The following is a 623-nucleotide window of genomic DNA, read 5'->3' as shown; positions in this document are numbered from 1 at the left end:
CATCGACCACGTCAACTGAGTTGAGCTTGCGTTTGACTTTGATCACCAGCGCCTCCTTCGTGAACTCATCTATGATGTTCAGGGTGCGGAAGACCCGTCCGTCGTGCGTGCGATCCTGAACGAAGTCATAGGACCAAACGTGGTTCGGGCGTTCTGGCCGCAGCCTCACGCACGAACCGTCGTTCAGCCAGAGCCGGCCCTTCTTGGGCTGTTTCTGCGGGACTTTCAGCCCTTCCTGCCGCCAGATCCGTTCGACACGCTTGTGATTTACGTGCCAGCCGCTGTTGTTCAGCATTCCTGTGATCATGCGGTATCCATAGCGCCGATACTCTTCGGCCAGCGCAATGATATCCTCGGTCAGCCGGGCTTCATCCGGTCGGCCACAAGGCACTTTGCGCTGCGTCGAGCGATGCTGACCCAATGTGCGGCAGACCCTGCGCTCCGATACGCTGAGCGTTTGCCGCACATGGTCAATGCATTGCCTGCGGCGGGAAGGGCTTAGAAGTTTCCCCGTGCGGCCTCGGCAAGGATCATCTTGTCCAAGGTAAGATCAGACACGGCGCGACGGAGCCGGCTATTCTCGGTCTCCAACTCCTTCAGCCGCTTGAGCTGATCGCGGCTCA

Annotated in this window: 1 pseudogene; it reads right to left on the bottom strand. The window is 59.1% G+C overall.

The features are described 5' to 3' along the window. Positions 1–623: pseudogene (locus Q5L94_RS13300) on the bottom strand (IS3 family transposase); the annotation flags it as partial.

Origin of the sequence: Idiomarina sp. Sol25 (assembly GCF_033052775.1) — a bacterium.
Taxonomy (GTDB): Bacteria; Pseudomonadota; Gammaproteobacteria; order Enterobacterales; family Alteromonadaceae; genus Idiomarina.
This window is presented reverse-complemented; position numbering and strand designations above follow the sequence as displayed.